The 25,889-nt window shown below is 59.7% G+C and carries 21 protein-coding genes and 1 tRNA gene; 1 reads left to right on the top strand and 21 read right to left on the bottom strand.

From position 1 onward, the window contains the following. Positions 1 to 26 precede the first annotated feature (26 nt). From HYPMC_RS06785 to HYPMC_RS06745, 9 genes are all read right to left on the bottom strand, one after another. A complete protein-coding gene (locus HYPMC_RS06785; protein WP_013947115.1) occupies positions 27 to 320 on the bottom strand; it encodes a PqqD family protein in 294 nt (97 codons plus the stop codon). 9 nt (positions 321 to 329) lie between these two features. Beyond that, the gene (locus HYPMC_RS23160; protein ID WP_013947114.1) at positions 330 to 2,426 is read right to left on the bottom strand and encodes a glycosyltransferase; all 2,097 of its coding nucleotides are present in this window, start codon (positions 2,424 to 2,426) and stop codon (positions 330 to 332) included. A 432-nt stretch (positions 2,427 to 2,858) separates the two neighbouring features. Further along, positions 2,859 to 2,934: transfer RNA gene (locus tag HYPMC_RS06775), tRNA-Lys, on the bottom strand. A gap of 196 nt (positions 2,935 to 3,130) precedes the next feature. After that, positions 3,131 to 4,264 carry a rod shape-determining protein RodA gene (gene rodA, locus HYPMC_RS06770; protein WP_013947113.1) on the bottom strand — a complete coding sequence of 378 codons (1,134 nt, stop codon included), beginning with the start codon at positions 4,262 to 4,264 and terminating at the stop codon, positions 3,131 to 3,133. Continuing rightward, on the bottom strand, positions 4,264 to 6,129 hold the full coding sequence (mrdA, locus tag HYPMC_RS06765) for a penicillin-binding protein 2 (protein ID WP_013947112.1): 1,866 nt from the start codon (positions 6,127 to 6,129) through the stop codon (positions 4,264 to 4,266). The genes rodA and mrdA overlap by 1 nt, the downstream gene beginning before the upstream one ends. Further along, positions 6,129 to 6,641 (bottom strand): rod shape-determining protein MreD, encoded by a 513-nt coding sequence (gene mreD / locus HYPMC_RS23155; RefSeq protein ID WP_013947111.1) that lies wholly within the window; start codon positions 6,639 to 6,641, stop codon positions 6,129 to 6,131. The genes mrdA and mreD overlap by 1 nt, the downstream gene beginning before the upstream one ends. Further along, positions 6,638 to 7,564: a rod shape-determining protein MreC gene (mreC, locus tag HYPMC_RS23150; RefSeq protein ID WP_013947110.1), complete on the bottom strand. Its 927-nt coding sequence runs from the start codon at positions 7,562 to 7,564 to the stop codon at positions 6,638 to 6,640. The genes mreD and mreC overlap by 4 nt, the downstream gene beginning before the upstream one ends. Before the next feature lie 41 nt (positions 7,565 to 7,605). Then, positions 7,606 to 8,646, bottom strand: coding sequence for a rod shape-determining protein (locus HYPMC_RS06750; RefSeq protein ID WP_013947109.1), 1,041 nt, complete (start codon positions 8,644 to 8,646; stop codon positions 7,606 to 7,608). A gap of 203 nt (positions 8,647 to 8,849) precedes the next feature. Continuing rightward, complete coding sequence (locus tag HYPMC_RS06745) at positions 8,850 to 10,430, bottom strand: 2-isopropylmalate synthase (RefSeq protein ID WP_013947108.1); 1,581 nt, start codon at positions 10,428 to 10,430, stop codon at positions 8,850 to 8,852. A gap of 482 nt (positions 10,431 to 10,912) precedes the next feature. Between HYPMC_RS06745 and HYPMC_RS06740 the strand changes: the two genes are divergently transcribed. Further along, entirely contained in the window at positions 10,913 to 11,473 is a 561-nt protein-coding gene (locus tag HYPMC_RS06740; protein WP_013947107.1) for a cytochrome b, read from the top strand. 151 nt (positions 11,474 to 11,624) lie between these two features. Here HYPMC_RS06740 and HYPMC_RS06735 read toward each other — a convergent pair whose 3' ends face one another. The 12 genes from HYPMC_RS06735 to HYPMC_RS06680 all read right to left on the bottom strand — a co-directional run bounded on the left by HYPMC_RS06735 (position 11,625) and on the right by HYPMC_RS06680 (position 25,824). Continuing rightward, on the bottom strand, positions 11,625 to 12,536 hold the full coding sequence (locus HYPMC_RS06735) for a PhzF family phenazine biosynthesis protein (protein WP_013947106.1): 912 nt from the start codon (positions 12,534 to 12,536) through the stop codon (positions 11,625 to 11,627). A gap of 108 nt (positions 12,537 to 12,644) precedes the next feature. Continuing rightward, complete coding sequence (locus HYPMC_RS06730) at positions 12,645 to 13,382, bottom strand: NUDIX hydrolase (RefSeq protein ID WP_013947105.1); 738 nt, start codon at positions 13,380 to 13,382, stop codon at positions 12,645 to 12,647. 992 nt (positions 13,383 to 14,374) lie between these two features. Then, positions 14,375 to 16,735, bottom strand: coding sequence for a TonB-dependent siderophore receptor (locus tag HYPMC_RS06725; RefSeq protein WP_013947103.1), 2,361 nt, complete (start codon positions 16,733 to 16,735; stop codon positions 14,375 to 14,377). Positions 16,736 to 17,012: 277 nt separating this feature from the next. Next, positions 17,013 to 18,032 carry a ketol-acid reductoisomerase gene (gene ilvC / locus HYPMC_RS06720; protein ID WP_013947101.1) on the bottom strand — a complete coding sequence of 340 codons (1,020 nt, stop codon included), beginning with the start codon at positions 18,030 to 18,032 and terminating at the stop codon, positions 17,013 to 17,015. Positions 18,033 to 18,265: 233 nt separating this feature from the next. Then, positions 18,266 to 18,871, bottom strand: a complete 606-nt coding sequence (locus HYPMC_RS06715; protein WP_013947099.1) for a LysE family translocator — start codon at positions 18,869 to 18,871, stop codon at positions 18,266 to 18,268. A 72-nt stretch (positions 18,872 to 18,943) separates the two neighbouring features. Beyond that, on the bottom strand, positions 18,944 to 19,489 hold the full coding sequence (gene ilvN / locus HYPMC_RS06710; protein WP_024275653.1) for an acetolactate synthase small subunit: 546 nt from the start codon (positions 19,487 to 19,489) through the stop codon (positions 18,944 to 18,946). A gap of 17 nt (positions 19,490 to 19,506) precedes the next feature. Next, positions 19,507 to 20,181, bottom strand: a complete 675-nt coding sequence (locus tag HYPMC_RS06705; protein ID WP_013947097.1) for a glutathione S-transferase family protein — start codon at positions 20,179 to 20,181, stop codon at positions 19,507 to 19,509. Between the two features lie 2 nt (positions 20,182 to 20,183). Then, entirely contained in the window at positions 20,184 to 20,723 is a 540-nt protein-coding gene (locus tag HYPMC_RS06700) for a hypothetical protein (RefSeq protein WP_013947096.1), read from the bottom strand. Next, entirely contained in the window at positions 20,720 to 22,486 is a 1,767-nt protein-coding gene (locus HYPMC_RS06695; protein WP_013947095.1) for an acetolactate synthase 3 large subunit, read from the bottom strand. The genes HYPMC_RS06700 and HYPMC_RS06695 overlap by 4 nt, the downstream gene beginning before the upstream one ends. An 83-nt stretch (positions 22,487 to 22,569) precedes the next feature. Beyond that, positions 22,570 to 23,508, bottom strand: a complete 939-nt coding sequence (gene miaA / locus HYPMC_RS06690) for a tRNA (adenosine(37)-N6)-dimethylallyltransferase MiaA (RefSeq protein WP_013947094.1) — start codon at positions 23,506 to 23,508, stop codon at positions 22,570 to 22,572. A 58-nt stretch (positions 23,509 to 23,566) separates the two neighbouring features. Then, on the bottom strand, positions 23,567 to 24,862 hold the full coding sequence (locus HYPMC_RS06685; protein ID WP_024275652.1) for a carbohydrate porin: 1,296 nt from the start codon (positions 24,860 to 24,862) through the stop codon (positions 23,567 to 23,569). Positions 24,863 to 25,128: 266 nt separating this feature from the next. Beyond that, positions 25,129 to 25,824 (bottom strand): hypothetical protein, encoded by a 696-nt coding sequence (locus HYPMC_RS06680; protein ID WP_013947092.1) that lies wholly within the window; start codon positions 25,822 to 25,824, stop codon positions 25,129 to 25,131. Positions 25,825 to 25,889: the final 65 nt, after the last annotated feature.

Here is a 25,889-nt window from a genome sequence, read left to right as displayed (position 1 = left end):
CGGTCATCGCCGGCTTCTCTCGTTCTCTAAGGCGTTGCGCTTTTTGCTTCCGTTGAAAGAAGCGCGCCTACCCGCATCAGGTCGGCGACCGCGCGCTCGACATCGACCTCCACGTCGGACTGCGCATCCGGATATTCGGCTTTCAGAAAATCAATCAGATCCTGGACCGACCGTGTACCATCGCTCAGTTTCCAGATCAAAGCGGCGGTCTCGTTCAGGTGAATGGCCTTAGGCCTGCCGAGACGAAACAGAACGCTTTCGCCGTCCATCTCTTCGGTAAAGAACCCGAAGGCTTGCCTGGGAACAGTTCGATGGAGCATGAGATACCCTCACTCTAAACGATTTTGCACCAACGTGTCTGCCGGGTCGAAGGCCCCTTCCGGGTGTGCAATGTTACGCCTCCCTTGGAAGGTCCGACTTTTCATGAGCATCATCCGGAATAACTGCCGTCGCCAGGAATGATACAAGCGAGCGCTGCTCATTGTCGAGACGACTGCCGATCGCCCAACGAGTGCCCGCGCAAAAAAAGTATATCTCGTCGGACCGATCTCACGCGCGATTTCCCGGCAACGCGGTTCACCGAAAATGCTGTAAGCTAGTTCCAGTCCAGCGACCGCCGCAAATCTTGCCCCGCTCTTGTCCAGCATCCGCGCGAACAGAGCTTCGTCTTTAGGTGTCGAAAGATGCCTGGCGGCTTGGCAGATATCGACGACTTGCCGGAGGCGTTCGAACCGATGTAACGCTCCATGGAGGGCCGCAATTGTCATTAAAGCAGCGGCCGACTCCGGTCCATCGGCGATGTCCTCGTAAGCTAGCGAAAGAGCTGACCTCAACTTCGGATGATGGACCAGGTTCGTGTGCACTTCGACCATCAACGTCGCGTTGTCGCGATGGAGCCATTTCGTTTCCAGCCGTACGGGATCATGACCGTCCTCGACCATTACGAATCCGTGGCCTGCGAGAATTTCGCTGATAGCCGGAACAGCATCCGGCGCAACAAGCAGATCGATATCGGTGAACGGCCGGAAAGAAGGCTTCGGGTAAAGCACTCGCGCGAAGGTTTGTCCCTTAACGACAGTCAGCGGAAGATCTTTGGCCGCACGGAGTATCGCATCGCAGTGGATGCGCAGCATTGCGGAGAATGTCGTACCGATGCGCCTTCTCGATAGCGCGTCGTTCCGGGCAAGCTCATAATCGTCGTTGTCTTTGAGGCCGGGGATGTTGTCCATCAGGATAGGAAGAACGCCGTGTGCGTCTCCCTCAATCACGAGCTGCTGCATCCCTTGGGCCGACAGCAGGTCCCGCGGGGCGCCTGTCAGCGGCCCTGTCGGATCAGAACCGTGCAGAAGCCAGCGATGGACAGCGTCCTGATTTGACATGGCTCGCAAATCCCGCCCTGTTGCGAGTTTTCTCGTAATCTGCGCCGTAAGGCGAGCTGCATCTGATGGTGCGCTCGTCATCCACAATCGTGCGATGAGCTTTCGTGCGGAACGGCGGTCTCGTGAGGATTTTAGCTCATCTTTGGCCATGAGACTATCGAACGCATGCAGAAGATAGCTATGCCGTTTCCCAGCCTCATACGAAACCAGCGCGGCTTCGGCCAGATCAGCAAGAACAGAAGAACGTTCCGCAGCCGAAAGATGTAATTCTTCAAGATGCTCCAACTTTAAATTCGATACGCCCTCGACCGGGTCCGGAAACCCGGCTCGTCGGCGCTTCGCAGAAAATCTGGCGATATGTGCCGCCAGTGCCTGCTCCCAACGTCGCGTGGTCGAGACGTTCTTACCATGCACGCGAAACTCGAGCAGCACGTCCGGCAGATTGCTGATCTGATGGTGCTCGACGAGCCGGAGCCACAAGTCGAAATCTTCAGCAAAATCGAAGAGAGGCCGATATCCCCCAACGGCGAGTGCCGCATCGCGGCGCATCGCAATCGCGGGATGCGCTACAGGCGCGTTTCCCCGATCGAGCGCCACCATCGCCTCATCCGGCGTTGTGGGATATGCGGCGGTCGAAAGCGGATTTCCGTCGATGTCGATAAAGCGAATTGCCGAACCCACGACAGCGATGCCGGGATTGTCTTTCAGAAACGCGACTTGTCGCTCGAGGCGTTGGGGGAAAGACACATCGTCTGCATCCATGCGCGAGATGATCGCGCCTTGTGCAGCCGCGAGTCCCTCGTTCAGACAAGCGACAATACCCCGATGTGGACGACCAATCAAATGGATGCGCTCATCGCGCCTTTGCCATTCCAGAAGACGTTCGTAGGAGCCGTCCGTGGACCCGTCGTCGATGATAAGAAATTCAAAATCCGAAAATGTCTGGCGCAGAATGCTGTCGATTGCGGCGTCGAGATAACGTGCACTGTTATAAACGGGCATCACGACCGAGACACCGCAAACACTTTGAGTCTGCAAAGCGGCCATGACACCTGTCCCCGTGACCTCGAAACAAACTATTCGCCGCCACCTCCGACTTACGGCTACTCTAAAAGATGGATGTCCGTGACACTACGTCCGCTACAGAAAATTCTGTGCGCAATCGAGACAGACAAGCAAAACAACCGCAGGCCCGACAACGCTTCTAGGGGGACATCGCTGGTCTAAGTCATCTGTACTTGAACATGCTGTCAAAATTGACCTGTTCCAGCGAGAACGCTTGCGGGACTACAGAGCAAGCAGACCCGAGACACGCGGGCACGATTAAAGCTGTCGGCTCCGCTTCGAAGGGGCGACCTGTCCTCACGGACAATTCGTAACCCGGAGCGGTTCGCCTAAGCTCGAGAAAATCAGCGAATTTTTTTAATCAGCTGCAATTGTAAGACTTAGCTTGCTGAATTCACGCGAAATATCTTTGATTGGTGGGTGATGAAGGACTCGAACCTTCGACCCGCTGATTAAGAGTCAGCTGCTCTACCAACTGAGCTAATCACCCGTACCAACACCGCCTGAATATCGAAGGCGCGAAGCCTCCAAGGACGGCGAAGGGGCCCGAACGGGCCCCGAGACCGGAGCGCATAGCATCGCTGGCGGGCTCTGTCCACCCCCCTCCCTCACATTCGCCACGCGATTGAGAAAATGGGGCTTTTTGACCACCCGCCGGACGACCGGACGGGCAAGTTCCGCGGCTTTCAGCGCCGTCCGTCGCGCCCGTGCACATAGGCCGACATGGCAATGCCGAGCCCGATCATCAGCGTCGTCATCGACGTCCCGCCATAAGACACGAGTGGCAGTGGAATGCCGACGACGGGCACGAGGCCTGTCACCATCGCCAGATTGATAAAGACGTATATGAAGAACGTCATCGCCGAGCCTGCGATGGCCAAGCGCGCAAAACGGTTATCGCACCGGCGCGCCATCAGCATCATCATCAGAATGAGCGCCGCATAGATGGCGATGAGCAGCATCATGCCCGTGAAACCCCACTCCTCGCCGATGATACTGGCGATGAAATCCGTGTGCTTCTCCGGCACGAAATCGAGCTGACTCTGCGTGCCGTGCATGAAGCCCGAGCCAGCGATCCCGCCTGCGCCAAGTGCGATTTTCGACTGCATGATGTGATAGCCGGCGCCGAGTGGGTCCATCCCTGGATTGAGAAAGACCTCGATGCGACGCTTCTGATAGCCGTGCATGCCCGACCAGATCGCCGGCATCGCCGCAACGGCCAGGATCGCGCCCAGCGCGAAATAGCGCAGCGGCACACCTGCGAGAAACATCAGCGACAGCCCCAACACCAGAAACAACGCTGCCGAGCCGAGATCCGGCTGCTGCAGCGTCAGCAGCACCGGAATGCCGATCATTGCCAGAGGAATGAGAATATAACGCACGCGGCGCACGTCTTCCTGCGGCAGCCACATATAGTAGCGCGCGAGCGCCGCCACCAAAGCGAGCTTCATCAACTCTGAGGGTTGAAACGAGATCGCGCCCGCCCCGATCCAGCGTTTCGCGCCGAGCGCCTCGACACCGACGAACGGCACGAGGGCCAGCGTCAGCAGGGCCACCGCATAAACCGGATAGGCGAGTTTCATCCAGACTTCGAGACGTACCGTCGCCATGATGACGACGACGGCGAGCATGACGAGAAAACGCAGCGTATGCCGCTCCGCCCACGGGACAAACGAGCCGCCCGACACGGAATAAAGCGTCGCCGTGCCGATTCCCGCAAGCAGGCACACCGTGGCAATCACGGGCCAATGGATACGCAACAGCTTGGCGCCGATGCGAAGCGGCTGGCCGGTATTCCACGCGGAATAGATCGTCTCCATTACCCCGCCTCCTCCGCGCGCTTACTCAACGGCGGAACCTCGCTGCCATCGGCACCCGATTTGCTGCGATCGTGATCGTCACGGTCGATGACAAGCGCAAGGACATCGCGCGCAAGAACCGCGGCTACCGCGCCGTCACCGGCATGCTCGATGACAGTAGCAAGCGCATAGCGCGGCGCATTTGCGGGCTCGTAGCCGACGAACAATGCGTGATTGCGTCTCGATCGGTCGGCGCTATCCGTCCCGCGCGCGCCGATCTCGGAAACGCCTGACTTGCCCGCAACGGGTCCTTTGCCGTCACCAAGCCGCGCCGCCGTCGCCGAACCCTTCGTGTCGTTGACGGCAGCCGACATGCCGCCACGCACCGCGTCGAAATCTGCGGATCGGAAAGGCAGGTCGGCAAACGCAACCGCTTGCGTCGCCGCCGGATTGTCAGGCTTGCGCAGAACCGGAACGACGGCACGTCCGCTCGCCATCCGCGCCGCGACGACGGCAAGTTGCAGCGGAGTGACTTGCAGATAACCGCGGCCGATGCCTGTCAGCAGCGTCTCACCGCCGAGCCAACCAGCATTGAGATTGCCGCGCTTCCAATCGCGATCCGGAACGATGCCGGGCTTTTCGTCAGGCAGTCCGATGTTGTTCGTCGCGCCCAAACCCATCGCACGCGCAGCACGCGCGATGCGCTTGATGCCGAGCCGCGCCGACATCTCGCAAAAGAACACCTCACATGACGCGCTGATGGCCTCCTGCAAGGTGATCTTGCCGTGTCCGTTCGGATTGGAACAACGAAAGATTTGCCCGCCATATTCGTATCGACCGCTGCATGACACGGGCTCGTCGAGCGAAACGACGCCGGCTTCGAGCGCCGCCAAAGCCGTTACGATGAGGAATGTAGAACCCGGCGTATAAAGACCGGCGACCGCCCGGTTGAGCAGCGGCTTGTCGTCCGACGCTGAAAGCTTCGTCCAATCGGCTTCCGAGATGCCGCCCGCGATTTGCGCCGGATCAAAGCCCGGCACCGAGGCCATGATCGGGATCGCACCCGTTGCGATGTCCAGCACAACGACAGAAGCCAGTCCATCGCGCTGCATGCGATCGACGACGCGCCGCTGCAATTCGCTGTCGAGCGTGAGATGCACATCGCTCCCGGCAACCGGATCGACAGTCTCGATATTCCGCACCACGCGTCCGCGAGCATCGACTTCGGATTTCTGCGTACCTGCCGTGCCGCGAAGATCGGCGTCGAAACCGAGCTCTGCGCCGCTCTTGCCGATGCGAATATCCGGAATGCGGATCACGGCATCATCATCGATGCCGAAGCGCTCGACGCTACCGACGAAGCCGACGACATGGCTCAGCGCCGCGCCGTCGCGATAGCGCCTGCGCCAGGCGAAATCGGTCTTGATGCCGGGAAGGCTCGGCGCATAAAGGTTGATCTTCGCCACCTGATCGAATGACAAATCCGACGCGACGGTTGTCGGCAGATTGCGGTTTTGCTTGCGCGCGCGGGCAATGATCCGCGCGATACGATCGTCCGTCAGCGGCACGATCTGTCCGACGCGCTGCAGGACGCCGCCGACGTCCTTCGCCAGCGCCGGCGTGATCGTCACGCGAAACAGTTCTTCGTTGTCGGCCAGCACGCGTCCGAATGCATCGAGAATACGACCGCGTTTCGGCGTCAGCACCTGCACGTTAAGGCGATTTTCTTCCGCCATCGGCGCGTAACGGCGTGCATTCGCCACCTGCAGGTCATAGAGACGCCAGCCGATCAACCCAAACCCCGCCGCCTGCGCGCAGCCCAGCAGCACCGACCGCCGCGTGAACTGGTTCTTTCGCCTCAGATCGTCGTCAGGCTTGTCCGCCATCAATCCCCCCGCGTCAGTCGAACGGGACGGGCGGGTGCTCCTGCGGATCGGGCAACGCGGCGCAACAGCGTGATAAGAGAGGCAGCCAGCACCGCGACGCCAGCGCCGCGCACATAGGGTTCAGCATCGAGAAACGCAAGGAAATACGCCGAAGCAGCAAGCCACGCAAAGAGCGTTACGGTGATGATCGCGCCGGTGAAAAGCGCCAGCCTCAGCGCCGTGGTATCAACCGCGAAGCGCGAGCAGTAAACCGCAATGACATAAGCGACGAGATAGACGAGCGCCCAATAGCCGAGTGGCCCCTGGGTCAGCACATCGAGCAAAAGCCCGGCTAGAAAAATGCTCCATTCCGGCAGCCATGCGTCGCGATCGAGCGTCCAATAATAAATGGCGACGACCGGCAGCAGCGGGAGCACGAAGCGATCCACTGTCGGCAGGCCCCACGGCAGGATCGCAACGATCGTCAGCGCTGCGACGGAAGCGACCGGCATCAGGAACCGCAGCCACCTCATGGGCCCGCTCTCTCGAATGATTTCGGCACCGTGCCCGCGGCGTCGCTTGCAGCCTTGCCGCCCATGAGATCGTCGGTCAGATGCGCAGACGGATCGTCGTAGAAAAGCACGCTAACGTAATCGAGACGATCAAGATTGGCGCGCAGTGCGACGCGCGGCTTCGCACCGTCAGCAACAACGCCGAGACGCAGCCCGATTGGAAATAGCCCGCCCTGCCCTGAGGTGGAAACGTCATCGCCTGGCGAAATCTTCGCGCCGTCTGGAATGTAGATCAGCCGCGGCTGCGAGTTGTTGTCGCCCGCCATGATCGCGCGCACCGCCTTCGGCCCGACGACCACAGGAATGCGGCTATTAAGATCGGTCGCCAGCAGCACGCGCGCCGCATTGGGGCCGATATCGACGACGCGTCCGATCAGCCCGTCGGCATTGACGACCGGATAGCCGCATTTCACTTTGCGCGCGCGCCCGGCGTCGATGGTGACGTTATGCACGAACGCGCCGCTCGAGTCGGCGATCACCCGGCTGGTGATGAAATCGAGCTTCTGCTCCGGGACAACTTTCGCAATCGCCTCGAGACCGGCAAGCTTCGCTTCAAGCTGGCGCGCCCGCCACTCCCAACTGCCGAGTTTCTGGTTCTCTTTCCGCAGCCGGTCGACTTCGTCTTGCAGCGACACTTGCGTCGAGATCGCGTGCCCCATCTCGCGGATCGGCTCGACCGGTATCATCGCGGTCTTGAATACGGGCGTCATCCACGACGCGATCTGCCAGCGCACATCGCCGAGCATGCTGTGATCGAGCCGGCTCAGCAGCATCAATGCTGTTGAAATGAAAATGAGCAAAAGCAGCAGCGGACGCAAACGCCGTCGCGACGCCGTGCCATCGCCGCGCCCGAAGTAAACATGACCTTCCTTGAGGCGCGTCATAAAGGGGTTCCGCTGCTCTCAAATTCGAACGTCGATCAAACTCAAGGCTTGATCAAAAGATGCTCGCGCTCCTTGAGCGCTTCCAGAATAGCGGCCGATCCGGAGATCACACACTGCTCCGGCTGTTCGGGTACATGAACTTTGACGCCGATCCGCCGTTCGAGTTCCTGATCGAGCTTTGCAAGCTTCGATCCGCCTCCCGACAGGTGAATGCCGCGCTCGCAAATATCGGTCGAAATCTCGGGCGGAAGGTCCTCGATGGTGTGTTGTATGAACTCGGCAATTTTCTCGATCGGCGGCTCAAGCGCCTCCGCGATATCTTGCGGGCTCAGCGTGACCGTCTTGGGCTTACCCTCGCGAATCTCGCGGCCGCGAATGACGATCTCGGCCGTCTCGCCGTTGACGACGCGCGACGCCGACCCTGCCTCGATCTTGATGCGCTCAGCGTTCGCTTCGCCGATCAGCAGTTGATGACGGCGACGGACATAGCGCACGATGGCTTCGTCCATCGCATTGCCGCCGCAGCGGATCGAGCTGGCCTGCACGACGCCACCTAGCGACAGCACCGCAACGTCCGTCGTACCGCCGCCGATATCGACCACCATCGAGCCCTTAGGCTCGTCAATCGGCAGCCCAGCGCCGATAGCGGCCGCCACAGGTTCTTCGACCAGGTAGACCTTCCGCGCCCCCGCCAGCATCGCGGTTTCATAGACCGCGCGCCGCTCGACGGGCGTCGCGCCGGCAGGCACGCAGATCAGGATGCGCGGCCGAATGAACTCAACGAGGGACTTGGTGCGGCCGATGAATTGCCGCAGCATTTCTTCCGTGGCGACGAAATCGGCGATGACGCCATCGCGCAGCGGCCGAATCGTCTCGATGCTTTCCGGCGTCCGCCCTAGCATCTGTTTCGCCTTCTCGCCGACGGCCAGAACTTCGCGAACGCCGCCGCGCGAGCGAATGGCGACCACCGAAGGCTCGTTCAGGATCACACCGCGTCCGGCGACGAAAACGAGCGTGTTGGCCGTGCCGAGATCGATGGCAATGCTGTCGGAGAAAGCTCTTTTGACACCTAAACCAAACATCCCGTGAATCCGGCCCACTTCATGTCGCCCAGCTTATGGGACGTACGGCGTTAATCAAGGTCGCCCACCATCGAGAACGACTTGAGTGCCCGAATGGTTACCGGTCACAGCATGTTCATACACAGGCAAGCGCCGGCGGGGTAGCATGCTACGAATGTGGCACGCTGCCCCGACCAAAGTCCGACGAAATTCGGGCTTTTTGCTTAGAACGCCTGCTGTGCCTGCGCCGTTTTCTGGCGTTTGACGACGAGCTTATTGAGCGCTGCGACGTAGGCCCGCGCCGAGGCGACGAGCGTATCGGGATCGGCCGACCGCCCCGTTACAGCCCGGCCCTCTTCTTCGAGCCGCACCGAAACTTCAGCTTGGGCGTCCGTCCCCTCGGTCACCGCGTGCACCTGATAGAGTGCCAAGCGCGCGTTATTCGGCAACAGTTGCTTGATGGCGTTGAAAGTTGCATCAACAGGTCCGTTGCCGACAGCCTGCACCGTCTTCGACTGGCCGTCGATATCGAGCGTCAGCGTCGCCGTCTGGGGTCCCATCGTTCCGGCAATGACCGTCAACGCCGTCACCTTCACGGCATCGTTCATGTGCGCGACGCCCTCATCGACCAGCGCTTCAATGTCCTCGTCATAGATGTGCTTTTTTCGGTCGGCGAGCGCCTTGAAGCGATTGAAGGCGTCTTCCATAGCGTTATCGCCGAGATTGTAGCCCAGTTCCTTGAGCTTCGACTTAAACGCTGCGCGACCCGAGTGCTTGCCCATGACGAGCGACGACTTCATGACGCCGACGGACTCGGGCGTCATGATTTCGTACGTCTCGGTATTCTTCAAAACGCCATCCTGGTGGATGCCGCTCTCGTGCGCGAAGGCGTTCCGGCCGACGATGGCCTTGTTGTACTGCACCGGGAAATTCGTGACTGCCGACACGAGCTTCGAGGCCCGCGACAGCATCTCCGACTTGATGCCGGTGTGATAGGAGAGCAGATCGTGGCGCGTGCGGATCGCCATGACGATCTCTTCCAGCGCCGCGTTGCCTGCACGCTCGCCGAGACCGTTGATCGTGCACTCGATCTGTCGCGCACCCGCGCGAATACCTGCCAGCGAGTTCGCCACCGCGAGGCCGAGGTCGTCGTGGCAATGGGTCGAGATCACAACCTTGTCCATGCCCGGAACGCGCGTCTTCAGCATCGTGATGAGGTCGAAATATTCCTCCGGCAGCGCGTAGCCGACAGTGTCGGGAATATTGATCGTCGTCGCACCGGCTTTGATCGCTGCTTCGACCACACGACACAGATAATCGTGCTCGGTCCGCGTGGCGTCCATCGCGCTCCACTCGACGTCGTCGGTGTAGCCGCGCGCCCGCGTCACCGAAGCGACGACGCGCTCATAGACCTGTTCTTGGCTGAGCTGGAGTTGGTGCTGGCGATGCAGCGGCGACGTGCCGATAAATGTGTGAATGCGGCCACGCTTCGCTGGCTTGATCGCTTCGCCCGCCCGATCGATGTCGTTGAAGTTCGCTCGCGCCAGGCCACAGATGACCGACTGCTTGGCGAGCTTGGCGATTTCCGTCACCGCCTCGAAGTCGCCTTCCGACGCGATCGGAAAGCCCGCTTCGATGATGTCGACACCCATGGAATCGAGAAGCTCGGCGACTTGCAGCTTCTCCTCGAACGTCATCGTAGCGCCGGGGCACTGCTCACCGTCGCGCAGAGTTGTATCAAAAATGATGATCTTATCGTCGTCGCGCTGCTGTTCGGGCGCAGCGCCTTTGCTTGGGGACGTCATTGTATTCATCCTTTGCCGGGCGACCTCTGGGGCTCGCCACCGATCGCTCTCAATCTCGAAGTCCTGGCCGTCCAATCCCCTGGGCACCAACCCGGCGGACAGCCGGGCGTCATGCGGCCCAGGGGCCGGTAAGGAGAAGCGAAAGCAGGAGCTTGGGCGCAAAAGATCCGCCGCGCGTGCTCGAAAGCGGCGCAAAAGAAACGGCGATGTCGGTCGCGCAAGCCATAACGGCAATTAATCCAAGAAAACCGGCCAAAGGTCCAGTCTGGCGTCAATAGCCGATCTGCCCCCCGAAAATCAAGCTGTCCTACCGTCGCGCCGCTGCGGGGGGCCAAACTGGCGCCGAGACGGATTTTACAGGCTTTGCCGTTTCATAACCTCAAGCCATCCAATTTTGAAACATTGCCAACATTGATCAGCCTCAATTCGGCCCGAGCGCTTATATGCCGGTGTAGTCCAATAGGTTTCGTGGAGAATTTTTCGTGACCGTCGCCACAAATTCATCTGTCAACTCTAGCAGCTACCCTCCGTCAGCGATCGCGCTGCACTGGATCATGGCAGTATTGATCGCGGCTGTATTCACCGCCATCGAACTGAAGGGCTACTATCCGAAGGGCAGCGAGACACGAGCTCTTCTTGCTTCAATTCATATGATGCTAGGCATCACGGTGTTGCTGCTGGTCATCATCCGCATCGGCATTCGCTCGCACAACGGCACGCCGCCGATCATTCCTCGCCCGGCAGTATGGCAGACCGCCATCGCACACCTGACCCATTTCATCCTCTACGCCGCAATGATCGGTATGCCTCTGCTTGGCTGGATCATGGTAAGCGCGGCCGGTCACTCCGTGCCCTTCTACGGGCTTTCACTTCCGCCAATAGTTGGTGAGGATAAAGCCCTCTCCCACAATCTGGAAGAAATCCACGAGTTCATCGGCAACGCTCTTTACTATGTAATCGGCCTCCACGCCGTTGGCGCGTTGTTCCACCACTACGTGCTGAGGGACAACACGCTGATACGGATGGTGCGGCCGGCGCGCTGAAGTGATCTCCTCTCCCACTGGAGAGAGGAGATTGTGATGTCAGATATCGCCGCTTACCACTGTCATCCTCGGGCTTGTCCCGAGGATCCCTCGGGCATCGCCACCCCCATCAAAATGGGTCCTCAGCATAAAGCCGAGGATGACAAGGCGCTCAGAGCTTGAGCACGCCCTCGGCCACGCGCACCGCGTAGCCGCCGATGCGAACGCCGTCGAGCTTGCCACGCACAATCGACATCGTCAGCGAAATGGCGCTTGGCCGGCCCATCTCGAAGCCCTGCTCGATCGGGCGCTTGTGCATGCCGTCGGGAAGCGCGTCGAAGCCTTGGACAACATAGGCAAAGCTTGCAGCCGCCGACCCCGTCGCCGGATCTTCCGGCACGCCGATGTCGGGCGCGAACATCCGCGCATGAAACGCCGATTGCGTGCGCACGCACTGACGCGTGTAGAGATAGACGCCCAAAATCCCGCGGTCGCCGAACGCTCTCGCCCAGTGCTGCGGCGCGACGCGAACCTTCGCCATCGCTTCGAGATTGGCCACGGGAATGTAGGCAAACGCTGGAACGCCGCGGATCAGCGTCGGCTTGTGATTTTCAAACCCGATCTCCGCCGGAATGAGCCCGACCGATGCCGCGATCTGCTCCGGTTCGGAAAGCGATTCGATCGGGTTCGTTATCTTCGGCGCGTCGAACTCGCCGAACGATGCCCCACCGCCCCGCATCCGCACGCCGACGCGAATGCTGCCGACTTCCTCTTCGAGCGCGATGATCGCATCGCCATGGCCGTTGCCAAGCGGCGCACGCAACTCGGCCAACAGGATCGCCGTTCCGATCGTCGGATGACCGGCGAACGGCAGCTCACGCGTTGGCGTAAAGATGCGAATGCGCGCCGTGTGACCGGGACTCGTCGAGGTCAACACGAAGACCGTTTCGGAGAGATTAAACTCGCGCGCAATGGTCTGCATTTCCGTGGCGCTCAAATGATCGGCGCCAAGAACCACCGCAACCGGATTGCCGCCGAACGGCCGCTCCGTGAAAACATCAAGAACGTGATAGTTAAGCGCCACGCGCCGGTCTCCCCGCTGTCGGCTGCGCAGCCAAACCCCGCGCGAGCGGCGGCACCATGCGGCAAGGTTTTGCCTGCGCCAAGCCCTTTTTTCCCATTCGAAAGCTCTTTAGCGCCCGACCAAAAGTGCTTCGAGTAACACACGCGCATGCGGAAGAACCTTGAGATTTGCGAGATCGTCGAGGTGGCCGACCGGAATGACGCTCTCGATTTCGGGATCGTCCGTCGTCGCATTGTGGCGCGCAACCCGCGAGACGAACTCTTCCGACGTCATCGGAAGATAGAACGGCACCGCAAAGCACAGGTGTACGCCTGCCCGCGCAACGATGAAGCCTTCTTCGCGCTTCAAGCTGCTTCCGGCTTCCCCGATTTCCTCATCGACCTCGCGCTCGACGCTGCGGCCGATATCAATCGTTCCATCGGGAAGAACATCGTTCTGATCAATGAAGCCCGACGGCAGATAGGCGAAACCGTGATTGACGTTCCCCGGCCGCTGCATGATCAGCATGAAATTCCCGTCGGACGAGCGAATCAGCGCCGAACCAAAGCCGTCGATAACGCCGGATTCTGGAAATCCCTGCCCGCGCCAATAGAGATAGCTTTTGAAATCGGTCCGAATGAGCGTAGCGTGAATTTCGCTGCCGACAGAGCGTGCGTCTTTCGTCAGATAAACGATGCCGTTGAAATAATTCGAATTGAAGGCTTTCGCCTTTTCCCAATTGGCCTTGATCTCCGCTGCATACTCTTCGGCAAATGGCCAAGGCGCGTCGATCACCTTCAGCATGCAATTCGATACGACTTTCACGCCATTTTCGTGCGGAAAGCCGCCTTCGGACATATCTTGCATTCTCACCCTTCTTTATAGGCAGCGCGGAGAAAAAATCCCCGCCGCATCAGCCACAATTAAGTCTCGGTTTGATTAAAACCGAAAAGCGCCACTTCCATGCAAATTCAAATGCTCAACATGCCGATATTCGGATCGATTTCGGCTCCGGACTCTTTTCGCAGATTTTCACGTCAGCCTTTTGTTGAGCCAAGTTTGGTCATGACGCGGCCAAGATTCGACAGCCATATACCGTTAACGACAGCGTCGCTGGGGGGCGACAGTCAAGATCTCCCAGCACCTCTGAGCCGGTTTCAAATCCTGGTGTTGCGCCAGGGTTGTAGAGCGGTGAGGTGCCCATGGGATCATCTGCCGCCCGATGGAAACTCCATCGGGCTCACGCAGCGGTCGCGCTGCGTCAGAGCCCCTTCAAATCCGAAGATGCCGTGTATGCGGCAGTATTCGGAAACGGGCGGCAGAGGTCCCCGCTCCTCTGCCGCCCGCGTTAGTCCCGGCCTGCGCCCGCAAGGGCCAAGGCTGGAAATGACGTGGACCGCCCGCGCTGCCGCACGTAAACCCTCCCCAAGAGCGCGGCAGTGCGGGTTGGTTCCGCGTTATCGCTGACAGTCTCCCGCTCCATCCCTGTACTTTGGACCTAACGTCATCGGGCGGCGCAGGCGGGATGCAGCCGCATAGCTCTCCCGAGATCACGCCGCGGCCCGCTCGACGATTTGCTGGCGGCCGCAAGCTTTGCCGCTCAATGGAAACGGAGTCTTGGGCCGAGCCCCAGGATGACACTTTCATCTGAAATCAAATGCGCAACAAAAAACGCGGCAGCCGGGACGGCCACCGCGCTTTTTTGAAACCCTCCTGCGCGCCAAAGCGCGTCGCGGATCAGTTTTTGCCCTTGTCCACAAGCTTGCTCTTGCCGATCCAAGGCATCATACCGCGCAGCTTCGCGCCGACCTCCTCGACCTGGTGCGCATCGTGCGAGAGGAAAAACCCGCGATGAATGCTCAATATTTGTAGGTCAGGCTGGTCGTAATCGTACGGGCCTCGCCGATGAAGCAGTCGCCACGAGCGAGACAAGTGCTGTAATACAGCTTGTTTTCGAGGTTCTTGCCGTTGAGCTGCCAGCGCCAATGTTCGGTTTCATAAGCGATCATGGCATCAAAGAGCGTCACATCCGGAACTTGTATCGTGTTCGTTTCGTCCCACGATGCGCCGATGTAACGAACGCCGCCGCCCATGGACCAGCCCTTAAGACCAGGCTGATCGAAATCCCAGACCGCCCAAAGCGACGCAACATTTTTGGGGATCGATTCGATCTGGTTGCCCGCGTACTCGTAATCGCCAGCGTATTCAGCTTGCGTATACGAATAGCCGAGAACGCTCTTGAGATTTTTCGTCAGCCTGCCAACCAACTCGATTTCGAAGCCTTTGACTTCGGCCTTGCCGATCTGGGCAGAATAGTTAGGATTGATCGGGTCCGCGACAAGGCGGCCGGTATCGTTGATGTCGTAGATCGCGCTGTTGATGGAAAAATTTGAACCGACTGGCTGATACTTGAAGCCGACCTCATATTGGCGGCCTTCTTGCGGATTGAATGCAGCGCCTGTTCGGGCGAAGCCAACGACCGGTATGAACGACTCGGCATAGCTGAAATATGGCGTGAAGCCATTCGAAAACTCATACATCAGCCCGGCACGATATGTCGTCGCCTCGTCCGCTTGGCTTGAGCCGTTTGTCGTGTTGTCCACCCAGTCGTGGCGCAAACCAAGCACCGCGAGCCAGTTCCCAAGACGAATTTGGTCCTGACCATAGAGCCCGGTCTGGACAACCGACTGCCGGTCGCAAGCTGGTGTCTTAGGCGCTGCCGTAAAAGCATACGCTTCACCCGCGCAATTGGCTCCCACCCAATTCGCCTGGCCGTAAACAGGGTGATAGATATTGAACGGCCTCTCGGAAAAATCGGGGTTCGCGTCGTACGCATAATCCCAACCCTGGGTCGCATGGAAGTGTGTGAAGTCGACACCGGCCAGCACCTTGTGCTCCAGCGGACCGGTTCCGAACTTAGCTTCGAGGTTAGTATCCTGGTTGAAGACCTGAGTATCGGTGATCGACATCCAGCGATACCGCGATAGCTCCTCCTGCGCCGCATCGAGATAGTCCCAATTAACAGCGACGGCGCTGTAGTCATTGTGAATATCGGCGTAGCGCGAGGCATGCTGCAACTTCAGCCACGAGTTGAACTTGTGCTCGACGAGCACTGTGCCTGCCATGGCGTCGGTGTCGTAGTGGTCGCCCGGCTCCCCGGCGAACGTGTCCCAACTGATGTGCTTCCCGTTCACGTTGGGGAAGATGGTGCCGATGTGCGGGAAGAATTGCGCGGTGGAGCCCGTGCGATCGCGCTGAAAGTCTCCAATGACGGTGATGGTGGTGTTGTTATCCGGACGATAGCTGATGGCCGGGGCCAGGGCGTAGCGATCGTTGGGAACGTACTTCACCTGGGTATCAGCATCGCGCGCAACGCCAGTTAGTCGATACGACCACTTGCCGTCCGTGGTCATCGGTCCGGTCAGATCGAAATTGACCTGCTTGAAATCGAACGAACCGTATTGCACGCCGATCTCGCCCGCGGTTTCGGACTGCGGTCGCTTCGAGACGGAATTGATGATGCCGCCAACCGCCGCTTGTCCGTAAAGCACGGATGCCGGGCCTCGAAGCACTTCAATGCGTTCGAGGAAATAGGGCTCAAGCCGGTAATTGTAGGTGTAATAGCTGAAGGTGCGGCGCAAGCCATCGAGATATTCGGGAACTTCGGTGCTGCCGCGGATAATGGGACCGTCGGTGCGGCTATCGAGGCCGTAGCCATCTGCCACCACGCCGGGAACGTAGCGCAAGGCATCCTGCACGCTCTGCGCATCCTGATCCCGGATCTGTTCGGCACCGACCACTGAAATCGATTGCGGTATTTCGTTAAGCGGCGTGTCGGTCTTCATGCCGGTTTCGGTAGCCGCAGCAAGATAATCTGTGACGGGACCGTACGGCGTATTCCGTCCCGCTCTTGAATTGATGATGCCCGCTGGCTTTGGGGCGGCGGATGGCTGTGACGTCGTCACCGCCTGAACCGGCTTGGTCTTCGCTTTGGCTTTCGAAATCTTTTTCTTCTGTACCTTTCCCTCTACGACCATGCTCGGCAGCACGTCCGGGGTCGGAGGCGAATCGGAAGGGGGACTATCGGGCGCGCCGACTGAAGGCGATCCGGCAGCGGCTGAAGGATCGGTTTCCGCCGTCTGTGCGAAGACCGGCCATGAAGAAGCGACGGAGCTGAAAACGACGGACGCGGCAACACTTACGTACTTAGATCGAGACATATACGTATCCTGTAAGTCTGTGGCGTCAGCCGGTGCATCCCCCGCGAAAACAAGCCCGCGATGCCCAATTATATACCAAATTTGTATAGAACAAGCCGTCATCGCCGCATCGTGGGCACTCCATCGTCACGAAGTGACACATAGGCGACAGTTGTGATGCACGGCGTTCGCCTGTTCAGACCACGAGGATCTAAGAACAGAAAAAAAACGGCGGCCTCGAAAGGCCGCCGTGTGTCTGTCGAACGAAACCTTCCTGCGCGCCAAAGCGCGTCGCGGATCAGTTCTTGCCTTTGTCGACAAGCTTGTTCTTGCCGATCCAAGGCATCATGCCGCGCAGCTTCGCGCCGACTTCCTCGATCTGGTGCGCATCGTTGATACGGCGCGTCGCCTTGAAGTTCGGCTGGCCTGCCTTGCACTCGAGCATCCAATCGCGCACGAAACGGCCCGTCTGAATGTCGGCGAGCACGCGCTTCATCTCCGCCTTCGTCTCCGGCGTCACGATCCGCGGACCGGTCTTGTATTCACCGTACTCCGCCGTGTTCGAGATCGAGTAGTTCATGTTGGCGATGCCGCCCTCGTAGATGAGGTCGACGATCAGCTTCACTTCGTGCAAGCACTCGAAATACGCCATCTCCGGCGCATAGCCCGCTTCGACCAGCGTCTCGAAACCGGCGCGGATCATCTCGACGAGACCGCCGCACAGCACGGCCTGCTCGCCGAACAAGTCCGTTTCGCATTCTTCCTTGAAGGTCGTCTCGATCACGCCCGAACGGCCGCCGCCGATCGCCGACGCATACGAGAGGAACAGGTCGAGCGCGTTGCTGCTCTTGTCCTGATGCACCGCGACGAGGCACGGCACGCCGCCGCCCTTCTGGTATTCGCCGCGCACCGTGTGGCCCGGGCCCTTCGGCGCGACCATGCCGACGTCGAGGTCTTCGCGTGGCTCGATCAGGTTAAAGTGCACGTTGAGGCCGTGCGCGAACAGCAGCGCCGCGCCCTTCTTCATGTTGGCTTCAAGATGCTCTTTGTAGATATCGGCCTGCAATTCGTCAGGCGTCAGCATCATGATGACGTCTGCCCACTTCGCAGCGTCCGCGACTTCCATGACCTTGAGACCGGCCTGCTCTGCCTTCTTCGCCGAAGGCGATCCCTTGCGCAGCGCGATGACGATGTCTTTCACGCCGGAGTCTTTGAGGTTCAGCGCGTGCGCATGGCCCTGGCTGCCATAGCCGACAATAGCGACCTTCTTTGATTTGATGAGGTTGATGTCGGCATCACGATCGTAATAGACGCGCATGGGCGGCCTCTCGGGTTCCCCGGTCGAAATCGACGTTCGGGCTGGGTTGAAAGCAATGGCGGCCCGGATGGTTCTGAAACCGGGCGCCCTGAAATCTGGGCGGAACCTACAGACATCGGATCGAGGATTCAACGGCCCGCGGACACTGGCGGCAGGCCGAAACTCGGATATTTCACCGCAGCCTTTCGCCCATGCTGCATAGCGAAATTAACCCAAAATGCGTCCTCGAACCTTCAGATCATCTCCTTCACGATAGGCCATAGCGACGCGACGAGCGCGACGGCCATGACGACGTTGAAAATACGCATCGACCGCTCATCCTTGAGAAGCGGACGCAGCGATGTGCCGAAGAACGCCCAGCTCGACGCCGAAACGGTCGACATGATCGTAATGACGGTCGCAAGCGTCGCGATATCCGCCCATGGGTTATCCGGCGTGATGTAATTGGCTGCAATGCTGAGGCAAACCATCCATCCTTTCGGATTGACCCATTGGAATAAGGCCGCTTCCAGAAAGGTCATAGGCCGCGCATCCTCGCTGGCGATCGGATCGGTCGCGCCGGCGGTTCCAATACGCCAAGCCAGCCAGAGAAGATAAGCAACGCTGACGATGCGAAGAACGGAATAAAGACCGGGAACCAGAACGAGCAACCGCCCCACGCCGAGCGCAATCGCCAGCAGCAGAACGGTAAAGCCGATCACGACGCCGAGAATGTGCGCGCGCGTTCGGAAAAAACCGAAGTTCACACCGGACGCGAGCAACATCGTATTGTTCGGTCCCGGCGTCATCGCCGATACGAACGCAAACGCAACGAGTGAGAGGAAAAGTTCGTGAGACATGTCTCTTCACCAGCACGGTGAACCGGCTGCGCGTCCCGATCTAGAAAGGAAACTGCCGCCGAAGGAAAGAACTCAGCTTGCGGCGCCACGGCCGATCGCTGCGATGCCGGTACGGGAAACCTCGACGAGGCCCAGCTCCGACATCAGTTGAATGAACGTCTCGATTTTCGAGGACTTACCGGTGACCTCGAAAACGAAATGCTCCGTCGACGTATCAACGACCTTCGCCCGGAAAATCTCGGCCAGCCGCAGCGCCTCGATGCGCTTCTCGCCTTTGCCGCCGACTTTCACGAGTGCCAGCTCTCGCTCGATCGAAGCGCCCTCTTCCGTCAGATCGCGGACGCGATGCACCGGCACGAGGCGTTCAAGTTGCGTTTTGATCTGCTGGATCACCGCCGGCGTGCCGTTGGTCACGATGGTGATGCGCGACAGATGCCGCTCATGCTCGACCTCGGTCACCGTCAGCGACTCGATATTGTAGCCGCGCCCAGCGAACAGACCGATGACGCGCGCCAGCACGCCCGGCTCGTTGTCGACGACGACGGACAGCGTCCGCGACACGATCTCCTGCGAACGGGAGGGGCTCGGATAGTGCGACTGCTTTAAAGGTTCGGACATCGTCGGTCTCTGCGTTCTCAAACAAAACTTTCAACGAGGGTGTGGCCGGCAGCATAATCGGGAATGCTCCACGGCTCGGCGAGGGCTGCGTCGCGCCAAGCAACGAACGATGGATGCACCAGCATCGCATCCATATACGTTCGCGTCGCTTCGCGGACCGGAATTTGATAACTGTCGAAGCGCGTGACGACCGGCGCATACATGGCGTCCGCCGCCGAGAACGCCCCATAAAGGAATGGCTGTCCGCCGCCGAAGCGATTGCGGGCCTCCGACCAAATGTCTTCGACCCGATCAATATTGGCCTGCAAAGCCTCGGTGATCGGTGGTGTTGCAAAGCGCGCGCCGAGGTGCATCGGGCACGCTTGCCGCAAGGCCTGAAAGCCCGAGTGCATCTCATTGGAAACCGCACGCGCATGCGCCCGCGCGTTGCCGTTCCGCGGCCAGATCGCAAAGTCCGGAAATTTCTCTGCGAGATACTCGATGATCGCGAGGCTTTCCCAGACAGCCACATCGCCGTCGACAAGCGTGGGAACTTTACCCGAGGGCGAAAACTCCAGCATCCGCCCGCGGCTCTCCGGCATCCGCAGCGGAATGATTTCTTCCTCGAACGGAATGTCAAAGTGGGACAGCACAAGCCACGGCCTGAGCGACCACGACGAATAGAGCTTATTGCCAATGACGAGCTTCAACATCGTTATTTGCCGCTGCCCGTCGTGTCGTCACTGTCGGCCTCGCCCGGCTTCCTCGGCGGAAACACAGCCTTCAGAAAGATCGGCATGCCGTCCTTGTCGATCATCTTCTTGAGAGCCTCGGCTTGCTTCGTCGAAATCTTGTATTGCCGGAACGCCGCGACGAAGCGGGCGCCCATACCGCGCGCGATGTCTTCCGGCGCCGGAGTTCCCATGCGCACGCGGTCTGCTTGTGGAATACGCGCATAGATCTGCGCCAGCACCTGGCTGTGCATGTAGTCCTGCGCCAAGCACGACTCGAGCCCCGGCGAATACTCGCTGGCAAGCATCTGCGTCCGGTAGCAGGCGTCGAGAAACTTCAGAACGCCTGCCGAGCCTTCACGCTGATGCAGCGCCCCAAGCCGCCGCGCTGCATCTTTGATGTTGGCGACGTGGTCCCAGGTTTGTTTGGCAGCCAACGTCCCCGGCATGACGAGGAGTGCCATCGCGAAAACCGCGATGACGGCGCCAAAAATTCCGAAACCTGTTCCCCCGTGCTTTGTCAAACCAGCACCTTTCCTGCTTCGCCGATCGCATTCTCGACTTCGTCGTCCGTGATGTTCTCGCCGAGAAGCATTTCGTTGTGGGCCTTCCCCGACGGGATCATCGGGAAACAGTTCGCAAGCTTTGCAACCCGGCAATCAAAGATCACGGGGCCTTTCGTGTTGATCATCTCGTTTATAGCATCATCGAGATCGGCGGGATGCTCGCAACGCATGCCTGTCCACCCGTAGGCTTCGGCAAGCTTCACGAAATCCGGCAAGGCTTCGGTGTAGCTTTCCGATAGGCGATTGCCGTGCAGAAGCTGCTGCCACTGCCGCACCATGCCCATGTACTCGTTGTTCATGATGAACACCTTGACCGGCAAACGGTACTGCACCGCCGTCGAGCACTCCTGAATGTTCATCAGGATCGACGCATCGCCCGCAACGTCAATGACGAGCGACTTCGGATGCGCAAGCTGTACGCCGATCGCGGCGGGCAATCCATAGCCCATCGTACCGAGGCCTCCCGACGTCATCCAGTGGTTCGGCTCATCGAAGTGGAGGAACTGCGCCGCCCACATCTGATGCTGCCCGACCTCCGTCGTGAAATAGGTGTCGCGATTCTTCGTCAGTTCGTTGAGCCGCTGACACGCATATTGCGGCATGATGATGTCTTTGGAGTTCTTATAAGACAGCGATTTTTTCGTCCGCCACCCGTCGATCTGCTTCCACCACGCCTTGTGCGCAGCCTTGTCGAGGATCGGCGCCTTCGCCTTCCACACACGCAGCATGTCTTCGAGCACGTAGGCGCAATCGCCGATAATCGGAATATCGACCATGATGTTCTTGTTGATCGACGACGGGTCGATATCGACATGGATCTTCTTCGAGTTCGGCGAGAATGCATCCACACGGCCGGTGATGCGATCGTCGAAGCGCGCACCGATGTTGATCATCACGTCGCAGTCGTGCATCGCCAGATTCGCTTCGTAGGTGCCATGCATGCCGAGCATGCCGAGCCACTGCTTATCCGAGGCCGGATAAGCGCCAAGCCCCATCAGCGTCGACGTGATCGGATACCCTGTCAGCCGCACGAACTCGCGCAACAGCTGGCTCGCCTTCGGTCCGGAGTTGATGACGCCGCCGCCCGTATAGAACACTGGGCGCTTCGCATTCGCGATCAGATCGACCGCTTCGCGCACGGACTGCTGTTCCGGCTTCAGCTTCGGGCGGTAGGTCTTGTGCTGGATGTTGGAGGGCCCAACGTAGTTGCCCGTCGCAAATTGCACATCCTTCGGGATATCGACCACCACCGGACCCGGACGGCCCGTACGCGCGATGTGGAAGGCTTCGTGCAGAACACGAGCGAGGTCGTTGATGTTCTTCACCAACACGTTGTGCTTCGTGCACGGCCGCGTAATGCCGACCGTATCGCATTCCTGGAACGCGTCGTTGCCAATGAGGTGCGTCGGCACCTGGCCGGTGATGCAGACGAGCGGAATGGAATCCATCAGCGCATCGGCAAGGCCCGTCACCGCATTGGTTGCGCCGGGCCCCGACGTCACGAGGCAGACGCCGACCTTCCCCGTTGAGCGCGCATAGCCTTCAGCCGCATGCAGCGCCCCGCCTTCCTGGCGAACCAGGATGTGACGAACCTTCTCCTGCTGGAAAAGCTCATCATAGATCGGAAGAACGGCGCCGCCCGGATACCCGAAAACGAACTCGACGCCTTGGTCAGCCAGCGCAGTCAACACCATTTCCGCGCCGGTCATCGTGCGTGCCATCGTCAAACTCCTCTACAGGCTTGCCGCCTGCCAACATTTCGAAATTGCGGGGAACCTAGGCGCACGATCCTATTTGGTCAACGCTAACGGTGAATAAATGCGAAAATTTCACGCAGTGAACTTTCCATATATTTCGTATGGACAGGCATCCAAGAAATCATATGACTTTTGAGCCAAGTTTCCTGCCGTTTGATGTACTGACGGGTCTCCGCCTGCGAGGCCGCCACCGCCTCCTCGACGCTTATCTCGCCTCGCCAAACTCCGATCAGCGGCCGAACGCCGATTGCCCGCATCGCCGGTAACCCGGCATCGAGTTGCATCTCGGACAAAGCTTGAGCCTCCTCGCCCGCCCCTTGGCGCATCATCGCGGCGAAACGCGTATCCGCACGAGCGTGAAGCTCAGCCCGGTCGACGCGAACCACCAGACGCACAGTCTCCGCTTCGTTCAAGACGGGCGCGCCCTTCAGGGTTTGCCACTCGGCCAGCGACCGCCCCGTAGACTCCAGAACTTCGAGCGCACGCACGATCCGCTGCGTATCCGCGGATTGAAGCCGCCCCGCCATGACTTCATCCCGCTCCGCAAGCTCTGCATGCATCGCCTCTGCACCGCGCCGTGCCGCCTCCGCTCGCCAATGCGCGCGCACGTCTTCATCGATCTCGGGAACAGGTGAGAGCCCTTCGAGCAGTGCCTTGAAGTAAAGCCCGGTGCCCCCGACGACGATAGGCCGCCGTCCTTGCGCCTGGGCGCTTGCAATCGCCTCTGCCGCATCGCGGACGAAACGGCCGGCCGAATACGCTTCTTGCGCCGGCACGAAGCCATAGAGCGCATGCGGCACCCGCGCTTCGTCGGCCGGCGTCGGACGCGCCGTCAGAATGCGCAGCTCCCGATAGACCTGCATGCTGTCGGCATTGATGATCGTGCCGCCAACCTGCTCCGCAATCGCCATTGCGAGCGCCGACTTGCCGCTGGCCGTCGGGCCGGCAATCAAAATGGGGCGCAGGTCTGTTTCTGTGCTACTCATGAAAAGGCCTCCTAGCGCTGTGGCACTAGGAGGCGCAAGTCAGACGGTAGAAGTCAGATTAATAATTGAGCGTGGTCCGGACGCCGAACACGGCCGCGTCTTTCTCCGGCACGGCCGGATTGTTCTCGCTTGGCACCCGACCACCGGGGTTCCAGATATACTGGAAATCAGGCGCAACCGAGAAGCCGGGCGAGATCTTCGCAGTATAGTTCAGTTCGACCACCGACTCGTAGTCGGAGATGACCGTCTGGCCATCATCGATCTGAGCCTGCTGCAGCTTGTTCGAGACATGGCCATAGGCAAAGGCGGCGCCGAATGAATCATCCTTGCGCCCCGGCACGAAGCCAGTGAACACGATGCCGGTATCGACGTAGGTGTTGATCAGGTTCTGCTTATCCGGCGAACCACCGAGGCGAACGAATGCGCTGACCGCGTCATCATGCGCACCCTTCCAGATCTGCTGGTCGATGATGCCATAGACGCCGGAGCTGGTATCCAGCTCGTTCGGATTGAGAAATTCCGGCGCGTAATGATTGAACTGCTTCCAGCCGCCGAACTTGAACGTGCCGGGCATGCCGATGTTATATTTATACTGCGCTTCGACCATCAGCAGCGGCGCATCCTGCAGACGGAAGTTCACGCCATGCGGGTTGTCGGCCTGCGGATCATCCGCAAACGGATCCGCCGGGCTGCCGTTGAACACCGCAGCGAGAATGTTGAGATTATCCGTCGGCTGATACTGGACACGCACGCCGAGCGACGCCAGCGGATATCCAGGACCACCGGCAGCCATGTTGTTGGCTGTCGCTGCCGACCACCCGAACGTGCTGTTGAGAAACACAGCAGCCGTATCGCTGATAAAGAATTCGCTATCGGCTGCCAGCGAACCGATACGCACCTTCACCTTGTCATCCAGCAGCGACTGCTCGAACCACAACTCGAACAAGCGCAACCGCTCGTCGCCTTCGATGTTGCTCGGTGGGAAGATGTTGCCGATGCGCTGCGTCGCCGGACCGACACCGTTCAGGTAATAGGCGCTGGCGTGAATAGCCCCGCCCTTCCAGCCGAACATCTTGTCGAGATCGAAATCCGTAAACGCGGAAACCAAGCCGTCGTAGTTCGAGCCCTGCGAGTTGCCGCCCTTAGCGACATTCCAGTACTCGCCGATGTACCCCACACCGTAGAGGATGCCCTGCTTCGCCAATGAGGCCCGCATCGGATCATCCCAATCGTGAGCAATCGAATCCTCCGGCACGCCGTTGGCAGAAGCGTCGTCAGCCTTTGCGGCGACGGTGGACACGAGAGTGCCCAGCGCAAAGACCGGCAAGATGCCGGCCACGAGTTTCGATCCCATCGTCATTCCCCCAAACGCCGGACCCCGCACCTCGACGTCCCGGCTATTGAACCTGTTGCCTCCCGGCCCAATGAACTGAACAGAAGATACTTGACGCAACCAGTCAACATTGGAATTCAAAAACAGCATCGTTGCCCACTGCCTGCCGAGGAGCTGTTGCCATTTTGCAATCATTGGGGATGCCGATCAGGTCCGACATGTCGCAGAGCGGGAACTTTTCCATCCGTCAGTAGGCGTCTCATCTTCCGGCGCAGGCGAAGCACGAATCACTTCGAAGAAAGATCAGCGCTTTTGCGCGCCGCGTCAGAAAAGGGCAGCTCCCGCCCCGTCCACCGCCGCCAGACCGCCGCAACTTGCGGACGTGCGGCCGCCCAGGCCTTCCGGACCTCCGCCATCGCCCGCGCCTTGACGACACGACCGTAGCGCCAGACCCACGATGCCCGGATCTGCGCATAAAGAGCATCCTTCCAGGGCATGAACCAGTTGAAGAGCGCAGCAAACCAGCCGATCCGCATCAGCGCCGGTTTCACCAACAGAAAGACGCGCGCGATAAGCGCCGTCGACGCGATCTTGGCCCCGACGAACAGCAAGGTCGCCGACAGAAAATGCTCATTCGCGAGCAGCCAGATCGCCACGAACTTCAGCGGCAGCAACAGCGAGGTTGGCAAGGCCAGCGCAATGAGCGCCGCATAAGGCGGCAGACGCGCCAGCAACCGCTCGATCGCCGCGATCGGCGCGAACGCTGCGAGCCTCCCGAGCAGGTTCGAAAGCGGCCGCCATCCCCACTCTTCGAAAAGGATGATCAGCGCTGCAGTAATATTAAGCGCCGTTATCAGCGGCCCGCGCACGATGCTCCAGGCCGTCCGCAGAAGCTCGCGAAGTGTCCAGATCGCAATGACCGTACCGCGCCAGAGAGCGCCGAGAATCGTTTTAACCGTCTGCCGAAATTGATCCGTACTCAACCGTTTCTCGCTCTTTCAAAACCATGCTGGCGACTGAAGCGAATTGTATCATCCGCTGCTGAACC

Source organism: Hyphomicrobium sp. MC1, assembly GCF_000253295.1.
In the GTDB taxonomy this organism is placed as follows: Bacteria; Pseudomonadota; Alphaproteobacteria; order Rhizobiales; family Hyphomicrobiaceae; genus Hyphomicrobium_B.
Note: the sequence above shows the minus strand (reverse complement) of the source record. Positions and strands in the feature narration are given on the sequence as shown.

Excerpts from the sequence above, each read along its gene's own strand:
- HYPMC_RS06785 (WP_013947115.1), bottom strand. The coding sequence starts at position 320 with ATGCTCCATCGAACTGTTCCCAGGCAAGCCTTCGGGTTCTTTACCGAA.
- HYPMC_RS23160 (WP_013947114.1), bottom strand. The coding sequence starts at position 2,426 with ATGGCCGCTTTGCAGACTCAAAGTGTTTGCGGTGTCTCGGTCGTGATG.
- rodA (WP_013947113.1), bottom strand. The coding sequence starts at position 4,264 with ATGGAGACGATCTATTCCGCGTGGAATACCGGCCAGCCGCTTCGCATC.
- mrdA (WP_013947112.1), bottom strand. The coding sequence starts at position 6,129 with ATGGCGGACAAGCCTGACGACGATCTGAGGCGAAAGAACCAGTTCACG.
- mreD (WP_013947111.1), bottom strand. The coding sequence starts at position 6,641 with ATGAGGTGGCTGCGGTTCCTGATGCCGGTCGCTTCCGTCGCAGCGCTG.
- mreC (WP_013947110.1), bottom strand. The coding sequence starts at position 7,564 with ATGACGCGCCTCAAGGAAGGTCATGTTTACTTCGGGCGCGGCGATGGC.
- HYPMC_RS06750 (WP_013947109.1), bottom strand. The coding sequence starts at position 8,646 with ATGTTTGGTTTAGGTGTCAAAAGAGCTTTCTCCGACAGCATTGCCATC.
- HYPMC_RS06745 (WP_013947108.1), bottom strand. The coding sequence starts at position 10,430 with ATGACGTCCCCAAGCAAAGGCGCTGCGCCCGAACAGCAGCGCGACGAC.
- HYPMC_RS06730 (WP_013947105.1), bottom strand. The coding sequence starts at position 13,382 with ATGCAAGATATGTCCGAAGGCGGCTTTCCGCACGAAAATGGCGTGAAA.
- HYPMC_RS06725 (WP_013947103.1), bottom strand. The coding sequence starts at position 16,735 with ATGTCTCGATCTAAGTACGTAAGTGTTGCCGCGTCCGTCGTTTTCAGC.
- ilvC (WP_013947101.1), bottom strand. The coding sequence starts at position 18,032 with ATGCGCGTCTATTACGATCGTGATGCCGACATCAACCTCATCAAATCA.
- HYPMC_RS06715 (WP_013947099.1), bottom strand. The coding sequence starts at position 18,871 with ATGTCTCACGAACTTTTCCTCTCACTCGTTGCGTTTGCGTTCGTATCG.
- ilvN (WP_024275653.1), bottom strand. The coding sequence starts at position 19,489 with ATGTCCGAACCTTTAAAGCAGTCGCACTATCCGAGCCCCTCCCGTTCG.
- HYPMC_RS06705 (WP_013947097.1), bottom strand. The coding sequence starts at position 20,181 with ATGTTGAAGCTCGTCATTGGCAATAAGCTCTATTCGTCGTGGTCGCTC.
- HYPMC_RS06695 (WP_013947095.1), bottom strand. The coding sequence starts at position 22,486 with ATGGCACGCACGATGACCGGCGCGGAAATGGTGTTGACTGCGCTGGCT.
- miaA (WP_013947094.1), bottom strand. The coding sequence starts at position 23,508 with ATGAGTAGCACAGAAACAGACCTGCGCCCCATTTTGATTGCCGGCCCG.
- HYPMC_RS06685 (WP_024275652.1), bottom strand. The coding sequence starts at position 24,862 with ATGGGATCGAAACTCGTGGCCGGCATCTTGCCGGTCTTTGCGCTGGGC.